Consider the following 7,970-nt stretch of genomic DNA (forward strand, 5'->3'; position numbering starts at 1 on the left):
AACGCTGCGCGGCATCAAATCGGAATGCCTGCGCGCGATGGTCGGAATCCGCAGTCTATCGGCGGCCTCGTTCTTTACCCGGTATCTCCGCCTGCATCGTAATCCCCGATCGAGAGACCTCTTCAGCGACGTCGCTATGACCGTCTCTTGAGATTATCGTCATCAGGCAGGCGTTCTCAATCCGACGGTTACCCTGTAGCATTGGATGCGGCAGGATTTCGTCCCGATCGGAAGCGTACTTACGCGCTGGTCGGTATCGAGCGGCTGGTACCTCACTGGTCAGAACTGCAAGGTCAGTTGCTGGTCTCGAAACAATGCGAAATTCTTGCGCGCGGCAAGGCGGGCTATTGCGAGTCGTTCGTGGTCGGTCCTGAAGCTGAGACAGATTTCGAGTTTCAGGAACTACCGGCGCAGCATGTCGGTGCGGGCTCCGAAAGCCTCTAAATTGGTGCCTGCCTTCGCTGCTAGCGTAACCGATCGCTTGCACCCTATGTACGCGTCACTGAAAGGCAAGCTTGGTGGGAGGGCAGATCTGGCAATTGCGGCGGGTAAGGATGTTTCCGGCGTATCGACTGTCCTCGGTGTGCGTGCGATGTTCTGATTTTTCATAAGATGCATGATCGGAGGGAGGGGCGAAAAGTTTGGGGCGTGGAATGCGGGTGGCCGCGCCCGAGCAAAATTCAAAACTGAGATGTGCTGTCGAACCTGCGATCTTCAGCCCATTTTTGAAGATCGGTTTGGGCATACAGAACTCGTCTTCCAAATTTTCTGAATGGGGGGCCGCCCCCAACAACCCTTTGTTTCTCTAGTGTTCGAGGAGACAAGCGGAGGAAGTCTGCAGCTTCAGAGTTGGTAAGGAAAGAATTGGAATTACTAATGTCGTTGCGGTCCATCTTGCTTAGGAACCTTTGTTTCTTGAGGAGGGCATAGGCGTCATGGCTTTGCATGAGCCATTCTCAAAGAAACGTATATAGGGAGGGCATTAAACTGCCGATTGTGACATTCTACGCCTCTTTTTGCTCAAGCTTTTCCGTGGGCGTCAAATATGAATTTTGTTTTGGGGTGGCGAGATGGAAGCCGATCGGTTGTTGCTGCCCAGCTCTAATCCCGATTGGAGGAAATCCGGGGGTCACGTCAGTCACGTCAGCGGCTACAAAGCGCAGCGCTCGTCGCCCGGAATGGCGAAAACGGGAGGGGAGCAGACATTGCTCTGTGCGTAGTTTCAAAGGTAAGTCGGCAGGATGATCGCGCGGACCTCCATAATACGTTGTCGACTGCCTTGGGTGGCCTAGTTGCCTTTCCCACGGTTGGTGAGGCGACAACGCCCTTGGCTATCACTTACGTTTGTAACCCCACCCACGGCAGGCCAGACAGCCCTCTCGTGGCGACTTATACCGCTGCGGAAGCCATTTTTCTGGCAATAGAGCCGTCGACCAACCCGCACACCGACACGTTGGCGTTTCCAAATATCTTCGTTCTTAATGCTCTGAACCTAACGTAAGAATGTCAGGAAACATCAGCACGAGTTGGCGGTTCTGGAAAGCCACCTACGACGGGCGGTTTTCAGCTACCGGAGCTTATGATGTCGATTACGGATAAAGACCTCGTGACACCTCCTGGCGGGAAGCGGCCACTCCTCCGCTTTTTCGTGGTGGGGGCCATAATCTTGCTGATCGTTGCAGGCGGGATTGCGGCGGTCGCTACGGGCTTTTTCGAACAGCCGAGCCCGTATCATGAGGAAGGCAACTAGGCATCTCGAGGCCTACGAGGAAAGCGTTTGCGCTGCCGCGATAGGCCGGGCCTGCGGAATAAAAATTTCAAAAACTTCTGCCAGATTTCAAATCCTGTGTTCACGAATGCAACGTCGTGCGAGATTAATCTGTGTTATGCAAGTCCATGATTTGACCGACAGAAATCGGAGATTGTCGGATGGACGTATCGGTTGCTCGCCGCAAGGCAACGGAAGAAGACGTCGAGCGCGCCATCGATCACGGCGCCTTCCAAGTTCCTGCGATGCCGGCGGCGGATTTGCTCGCCTTCTTTCGGGCGATGATCGACATAGTTTTGGTTGATCATGCGGGAGAGCGCGAATGACCCGGCGCTATTGGGGCGTCGCTGCCGTCGCCTCGATCCTTATCGGTTTGCCGGTCGCGTTTCTCAGCCTCGACCACGCTTTGAGCTCCCCCGCTTTCGTGGCTCTGATGGCTCCTTAGCCAGGATTTTCCAGCGGTTGAGATAGATCGAAACATCCCGCGTCCGAAAGTAAAGGTTCATGCCGTGGGTGCCGGGCGGTTACGTCAAGCGGGTCCAAAAGCGCTCTATTTGCCAGCCCTCTGCGATGAGGCTGGTCGAGAGCTAGGCAAGGGCCAGCCGCAGGGCTGGATGGGCTCCTGCTCCGCCTCGCGCCCGGCGATATCGATAAAGTCGATCGCGAAACGGTTCATCCGGCCCGGGGGCTGGGCTTACCCGTCGCGATCGTGATCCCTGCGCGCCGCTGCCAGGAATGTGCGCGCATAGTTCCGGAACACGAACTGCCAGTGCGGCCCAGCATAGTCCTATTCCTTGGTCCGCTGCGTCGCCGGTCTCACGTCTCGCACGATGCCCACATGCGGGCGGCCAGTTCGTCGAGAAGGGATTCCTCGCCATTCGAAGTGCAGAACCGGCATGGCATCAGCGTCGCTCTGACGGGCTGCACCGCGCTTCGCGGCTACCGCAGGCTTGCACTTCAGCCGCGCCTAGTGTCCACCGCGACACGCGACCGCAGTGACACAATGAGTAGTCGAAGACTGTCTCGAACCGTTTCGTTCCCATAACCTGACCGTAACGGATTGCAGAACAAATGAGGAACATATAGCATTGTGTCATTCCACCAAGGAGTGATTCTGCGATGCCTGCACTATCGAAGATGGATGGTCCGCTTGACCTCGGAGGCTATGAGACCAGTTCGAAATCCTTGCCTTTCGGGCGCTGGATACTGGAACAGAGCGAGCGAGGCGGCTTCATTGGCCAACTCGCCTCGATCGCCAGATCGGATCGTGGGTTTCCGAAGGACGGCAACCCCGATGCGGTCCGCAAGCGCCTGGGAGACACCGGCGCGGATCCAGAAATGTTCGAAGCGGTCGATGACGCCGAGATGGATTGGGTATCCTGGTGACCGGCCCGATAGCCGACGATGCCTTAATCGCGCTGGCTCAGCACCGCTTCGACCAAGCCGATAGGGCCGACGCCACGCATGAGGACTGCCGCCAGCTGCGCGACATTTTTCCCGCCGTTCTGCAGCGCCTGCGGGAGAAAGTGGAGATCACGCGCGATTTTGTCTGCATCGAGGACAACGACCTGTCTGATGCGGCGAGGATCGCACGGTTGGCCAACATCGAGCCGAAACAGGACGATCAACTGCAGCTATCCCTTACGCATTTTTGAGCCTCCGCCGATCGGGGCATGAACCACGTAAACCAGGCGGATCCCCCCAAACGTTCCTATCCTGAGGAACAGTCATGGTTGACGTGAAAACCTGGGCCCGGCGCACGTTCCGCAGGCTAGCGCCGGGCCACTTTATCAGCATCGAGACCACCAAGGTTTGGATACTGCGTAGGCGGAGAATATTTTCAGGTCGCAGCAACCGTTCTTGCCGGTCTGCCTTTATCACACACCCTCATCCTGGTTGACCTAACCCGCAACTGGAGATTCCCTGGGGCCTGGTCGCGGGATATATCTTCTACACCGGCCAGGCCTCATTTTTTCGTCACCTTGATGGAGGGCGACGATGCACGAATTGGGAACGGGAGGATTGCTTGATAACTGGACGTCCGATCATGGAGCGCGCTTTCGAGATCGCTCGAGAAGGCAGCTGTAAGAACCTGCAAAGCCTGGCTGTCGCACTTGCGAAAGAGGGCTTCACCAATGTCGATTTTCATTTGGAGGGACCGTCTCTGCGAAAACAGCTGGGCGCGCTGATGCGAGCCTCCTAAATCAAATGGGCGGGGCTGCCAGTCCTCACCCGCCTATCCGAGGTCGGCCCTCTTGAACGTGGAAACGTTCCGATCCATCTGGCTGGCGTAAGTCCGAAACATGTGAGCCGAAGAGACGATGACGACCGAGACGTTTGCCGCCCCTGAGACCCGGGCCTTCGAGGCCGATGTTTCCAAGCTCCTGCACATGATGGTCCATTCGGTCTATTCGGACCGGGACGTGTTCCTGCGCGAGCTTATCTCCAACGCTGCCGATGCCTGCGAGAAGCTGCGCTACGAAGCGATCTCCCGGCCCGAACTGCTTGGCGACGACGCCCAGCCGCGCATCACCGTGACGCTGGACAAGGATGCCGGTACGCTCACCGTCACGGACAATGGCATCGGGATGTCCGCGATCGACATGGCTGAAACCCTGGGCACCATTGCCCGGTCGGGGACGAAGGCGTTCATGGACAGGCTCGCCGCCGACAAGAACGGCGAGGGACAGCAGCTCATCGGCCAGTTCGGCGTGGGCTTCTATTCGGCCTTCATGGTCGCAGGCAAAGTCGAGGTCGTCTCCCGCCGCGCGGGTGAGGACGAGGCGGCGAGCTGGGCATCCGATGGTTCGGGCACTTACACCATAGCTCCGGTCGATCCCGCTACCGCTCCCTTGCGGGGAACGCGGGTAACGCTGACCTTGCTCGACGAAGCGAAAAGCTATGCCGAGCTCTACACCATCGAACGGATCGTCAAGGCTCAGTCGGGCCATGTCCCGGTGCCGATATTCGTGGAGGAAACCGGGAGCGAGGAAGAAGCTCGGCAGCTTGCCGACGGCGCAGCGCTGTGGGCCAGGTCGAAGTCGGACATCAGCGAGGATGAGTATGCCGACTTCTATCGCAGCGTGGCGGGGCAGTTCGACAAGCCGGCGATGACGCTGCACTACCGGGCCGAAGGGCGGCACGAGTATTCGGTGCTGACCTTTATCCCGGAGAGCAAGCCCTTCGACCTCTTCGAGCCCGACCGCAATGGCCGCATCAAACTCTATGTGCGAAGGGTTTTCATCACCGGTGAAGCGGAGATCCTCCCGCGCTATCTGCGATTTGTGCGCGGCCTCGTCGATTCCGCGGACCTCCCTCTCAACATGTCGCGCGAGATGATCCAGGAAAGCCCCGTGCTGTCGGCCATCCAGAAAGGCGTGAGCAATCGCATCCTCTCGGAACTCGACAAGCTCTCGGAGAATGACGCCGATCGCTACGCAGGAATCTGGAACAACTTCGGGGCTGTGCTCAAGGAGGGGCTTTACGAGGACTACGAGCGGCGCGCGCAGTTGCTTGGGCTTGCTCGCTTCAAGACGACGGCATCGAACGGCGAGTGGCGCTCGCTCAAGGATTATGTAGCGGGGCTCAAGGAAAATCAGACTGCGATCTTCTATGCTACCGGCGATGACCTCGATCGGATCGCGACGTCTCCCCAGCTCGAAGGGTTCAAGGCACGGGGCATCGAGGTTTTGCTGCTGCCCGATCAGGTCGACAATTTCTGGACGACGATGGGCGTCGATTATGAAGGCAAGCCCTTCAAGTCGGTGACGCAGGGCGCCAGCGACCTCAGCCTGATCCCTTTGGCAGAGGGGAGCGCAGACACATCGAACCCGGCAGAGGATGTCAGCGGGTTCATCGCCTTTGCCAAGGAGGTGCTCGCGGATCAGGTCTCCGACGTCCGTATCTCCGACCGTTTGACCACCAGCGCCGTGTGCATCGTGGCGCCGGACAACGCCATGGATCTTCAGCTTGAGAAGATGCTGGCCGCCGCCGGCCGTGCGCCCGAACGCGAAAAGCCTGTGCTGGAAGTGAATGCGCGCCATGGGCTCATCGCCAGGCTGGACCAGTCGACGGCGAGCGAGGATGAGCGGCGGGACATCGCATTCCTGTTGTTCGATGAGGCGCGTATTGCTGAGGGAGAAGGTCCCGTCGATCCGCGAGCCTTCGCGCAGCGGCTCGAACGCCTGATAGCCAAGACGCTGGGATAATACAGGACAGGGGGGAGCCGATGGGCTCCCCTTTGTTTTTCGCAGCTCCCAAGACGCTGCATGTCGTCCATCATCTCGACTATGTCGTCCCGGTGAGAGGCGAAGGCACCTTCGGCCGCGACAAGTATTCGCGGGAGATGGATGCACTTCGCGAGACCTTCGTGCCGATGACCGTACACCTTCGAAACCGGATCAGAGCTTAGCACCAGTGTTCCCCGGTGGATTACCAATTACTATCAAGAGGCCGCACGCGGGTCTGGCCGGACAAACCCCGGCAGAGGCCTATGGGCGGATCGCGCAATCAGATGATGGGAGGGCATTTTCCCGTCATCTGATAACCAAAATGGCGGCATGAACGACAAACGGTATTAGCTTAACTTAGCCGCCAAACTGTCCGAGAAAGCGAGACCACCTCACTGCTGCTACGACGCAAGGTTGGCGGGCCACGCGAACAGCGTCTGATCGACGGCGCCCTGCAGTCCGCCGATCGCGCTCGCATGCTGGTGCAACGTCTTCTTGCCTTTGCCCGGCGGCAGCCTTTGCAACCCGAGGCGGTAGACATCCCGGCGCTCATCGCCGGGATGCGCGATCTGGTGACCACGACGTGCGGACCGAAAATCGAAATCCAGATGGAGGTCCCCGATGAACTGCCCCTCGCGCTTGCCGATACCAATCAGATCGAAATGGCGCTTCTCAATCTTTCGGTGAACGCGCGTGATGCCATGCCCTCCGGTGGGCGGTTGGTCATCGCGGCGAGGCGCATGACACCCGACTTGGGGCATTCCGAAATTGGCGATGGGGATTATGTCGTGATCTCCGTGACCGATACCGGGCACGGCATGGACGAAGCGACCCGCCGCCGTGCGATCGAACCCTTTTTTTCCACGAAGGGCATCGGACAGGGCACCGGACTTGGATTGTCGATGGCTCATGGTCTCGCGCTGCAACTTGGCGGCGCGCTTACGATCGACAGCGTGCTGGACGCGGGCACGACGGTCAGCCTCTGGCTCCCCGTCAGCACACACACGGAAACCCGCAGTTCGCCGACGGTGACGCATGCGGCGCCCGTGACCGGAGTGGCCTTGCTCGTCGATGACGAGGATCTGGTGCGGGCAAGTACCTGCGATATGCTCGTCGAACTCGGCTTTCAAGTCATCGAAGCCTCGTCGGGGCCGCAAGCGCTTGCAGAGCTTGCACGGATCGGACGCGTTGACGTCGTGATTACGGACCATCTCATGCCCGAAATGACCGGCGTTGAATTGGCAAACGCGGTGGCCCGTGAGCGACCTGGAATGCCAGTTCTGATTGTTTCGGGATATTCAGATGCAATCGGGATCGATGCGCAGCTGCCTCGGCTGGAAAAGCCCTTCCGCCAGATCGATCTTTCAGCGGCACTCGCTTCGCTACTGGCTAAGCTGAAGCATACCCAACCGGCCACAGGCTGCGCAAACGGCGACGTACAAAAAACTGGGTAGCGAGGGGCTGCTCGATGATCAAAATTGTGGTCGTGCTGAAGACTGCTGGGCTGGTACCTGGCTCGTCGGATTTCGGCATTGTTTCGGGCCGAAAGCGTTTGGCCTGCCTTGGCTTCCTATTTCGATGACGCCTGTTTAGCCCTGCACCGATCGACGCGGTCGCTTTGATGCCTCTCAAACCGGAAACCCGAATCCCATGCCGCGCGGAGCGGCAAGGACAAATAAGGGTGGTCGGCAATCACGAGGCCATCCTGCGCCGCTTTGGCACCCCAGGCAAAGGCACGATAATCGTAATTCATCTGATCTCTCGGATCTTTTGCATGAATGCTGTCACGGGCCTGGAATGAACCGAGACCCTGCATGATTGGGCGCTGAGCGCTCTATTCGTCTTAGGATTTCGCTTCAGTACCGTGCCGAGGCCCTGAAAACCTTCACCGCGGTCAAGGCGGCCATCAAGGCGTGTCGATAGTCGTGTGTGAAAAGCGCTGAAGCCCGCAGGGAGGCGTGGGTTTTGGTGGA

Annotated in this window: 9 protein-coding genes; 6 read left to right on the top strand and 3 right to left on the bottom strand. The window is 58.7% G+C overall.

The window, feature by feature from the left end:
• Positions 1-201: 201 nt before the first annotated feature.
• Positions 202-444, top strand: coding sequence for a copper resistance protein B (locus tag QRN25_RS26050; RefSeq protein ID WP_285022440.1), 243 nt, complete (start codon positions 202-204; stop codon positions 442-444).
• 55 nt (positions 445-499) lie between these two features.
• On the opposite strand, the gene QRN25_RS26055 is transcribed toward QRN25_RS26050, so the two are convergent.
• Both QRN25_RS26055 and QRN25_RS26060 read right to left on the bottom strand, forming a co-directional pair.
• On the bottom strand, positions 500-745 hold the full coding sequence (locus tag QRN25_RS26055) for a hypothetical protein (protein WP_285022450.1): 246 nt from the start codon (positions 743-745) through the stop codon (positions 500-502).
• On the bottom strand, positions 681-947 hold the full coding sequence (locus tag QRN25_RS26060; protein ID WP_502910501.1) for a helix-turn-helix domain-containing protein: 267 nt from the start codon (positions 945-947) through the stop codon (positions 681-683). The genes QRN25_RS26055 and QRN25_RS26060 overlap by 65 nt, the downstream gene beginning before the upstream one ends.
• 982 nt (positions 948-1,929) lie before the next feature.
• Here QRN25_RS26060 and QRN25_RS26065 point away from each other — a divergent pair.
• The 3 genes from QRN25_RS26065 to QRN25_RS26075 all read left to right on the top strand — a co-directional run bounded on the left by QRN25_RS26065 (position 1,930) and on the right by QRN25_RS26075 (position 3,423).
• Positions 1,930-2,094, top strand: a complete 165-nt coding sequence (locus tag QRN25_RS26065) for a hypothetical protein (RefSeq protein ID WP_285022441.1) — start codon at positions 1,930-1,932, stop codon at positions 2,092-2,094.
• A 793-nt stretch (positions 2,095-2,887) separates the two neighbouring features.
• Positions 2,888-3,154: a hypothetical protein gene (locus QRN25_RS26070; RefSeq protein WP_285022442.1), complete on the top strand. Its 267-nt coding sequence runs from the start codon at positions 2,888-2,890 to the stop codon at positions 3,152-3,154.
• Entirely contained in the window at positions 3,151-3,423 is a 273-nt protein-coding gene (locus QRN25_RS26075) for a hypothetical protein (RefSeq protein WP_285022443.1), read from the top strand. Before QRN25_RS26070 ends, QRN25_RS26075 begins: the two co-directional genes overlap by 4 nt.
• A gap of 311 nt (positions 3,424-3,734) precedes the next feature.
• Here QRN25_RS26075 and QRN25_RS26080 read toward each other — a convergent pair whose 3' ends face one another.
• Positions 3,735-3,917 carry a hypothetical protein gene (locus tag QRN25_RS26080; RefSeq protein WP_285022444.1) on the bottom strand — a complete coding sequence of 61 codons (183 nt, stop codon included), beginning with the start codon at positions 3,915-3,917 and terminating at the stop codon, positions 3,735-3,737.
• A 172-nt stretch (positions 3,918-4,089) separates the two neighbouring features.
• Between QRN25_RS26080 and htpG the strand changes: the two genes are divergently transcribed.
• Complete coding sequence (htpG, locus tag QRN25_RS26085; protein WP_285022446.1) at positions 4,090-5,976, top strand: molecular chaperone HtpG; 1,887 nt, start codon at positions 4,090-4,092, stop codon at positions 5,974-5,976.
• A gap of 497 nt (positions 5,977-6,473) precedes the next feature.
• Positions 6,474-7,451 (top strand): ATP-binding protein, encoded by a 978-nt coding sequence (locus QRN25_RS26090; protein WP_285022447.1) that lies wholly within the window; start codon positions 6,474-6,476, stop codon positions 7,449-7,451.
• Positions 7,452-7,970 lie beyond the last annotated feature (519 nt).

It is taken from the genome of Novosphingobium sp. fls2-241-R2A-195, assembly GCF_030209485.1.
Taxonomy (GTDB): domain Bacteria; phylum Pseudomonadota; class Alphaproteobacteria; order Sphingomonadales; family Sphingomonadaceae; genus Novosphingobium; species Novosphingobium resinovorum.

Excerpts from the sequence above, each read along its gene's own strand:
- QRN25_RS26055 (WP_285022450.1), bottom strand. The coding sequence starts at position 745 with ATGCCCAAACCGATCTTCAAAAATGGGCTGAAGATCGCAGGTTCGACA.
- QRN25_RS26060 (WP_502910501.1), bottom strand. The coding sequence starts at position 947 with ATGCAAAGCCATGACGCCTATGCCCTCCTCAAGAAACAAAGGTTCCTA.
- QRN25_RS26065 (WP_285022441.1), top strand. The coding sequence starts at position 1,930 with ATGGACGTATCGGTTGCTCGCCGCAAGGCAACGGAAGAAGACGTCGAG.
- QRN25_RS26070 (WP_285022442.1), top strand. The coding sequence starts at position 2,888 with ATGCCTGCACTATCGAAGATGGATGGTCCGCTTGACCTCGGAGGCTAT.
- QRN25_RS26080 (WP_285022444.1), bottom strand. The coding sequence starts at position 3,917 with ATGAAAATCGACATTGGTGAAGCCCTCTTTCGCAAGTGCGACAGCCAG.
- htpG (WP_285022446.1), top strand. The coding sequence starts at position 4,090 with ATGACGACCGAGACGTTTGCCGCCCCTGAGACCCGGGCCTTCGAGGCC.
- QRN25_RS26090 (WP_285022447.1), top strand. The coding sequence starts at position 6,474 with ATGCTGGTGCAACGTCTTCTTGCCTTTGCCCGGCGGCAGCCTTTGCAA.